This is a genomic window from Leifsonia sp. SIMBA_070 (assembly GCF_046534635.1).
Lineage (GTDB): Bacteria > Actinomycetota > Actinomycetes > Actinomycetales > Microbacteriaceae > Leifsonia.
The window spans coordinates 1-462 of the sequence record NZ_JAWRYK010000030.1; the positions used below are offsets into that span (position 1 = coordinate 1).

General features: G+C 63.6%; 1 protein-coding gene. It reads right to left on the reverse strand.

The window, feature by feature from the left end; all coding sequences use genetic code 11:
* The coding region (locus SB754_RS19250; RefSeq protein ID WP_410784019.1) for a GNAT family N-acetyltransferase at positions 1-390 on the reverse strand (390 nt) is incomplete at its 3' end.
* Positions 391-462: the final 72 nt, after the last annotated feature.

The window sequence follows — 462 nt, forward strand, 5'->3', positions numbered from 1 at the left end:
GGTGCTGAGCTCTATTCGGTCGCAGGAGCTGGCGAGAGCATCCGTCGCGTGCCGGAGGAGCCAGCGCCCGAGTCCCCGTCTGTAGAGGTCTGGAACGACGGCGAGTCTGCCGATGTGCCCTGTTCGCGATGCGCATCGAGCGCGAACCATTCCGATGAGACGACCATGGAGCCAGAGTCCGATGGTCTCCCAGTCGGTGAGCCAGGTCTGCACATCTTCGAGGGTCTCGGTGAGCGGAGCGAGGTCTAGCGTTTCGTTGCTCAACGCCTCGTCGACCCAGCAGCATCGCTGCAGAACCAGTACATGCGGGGCATCGTCGGGAGTCAACGAGCGTGTGTAGCTGCCGGGCAACGGCCCGACATCGATACCGGGTCGTGCAGCCTCCCGCATGGGCTTAAGCGCGTGAGCTAGTCTGACCAGCTCATCCAGCAAGCCGTTCGCCGACGCGGTTAGCTGTGCACT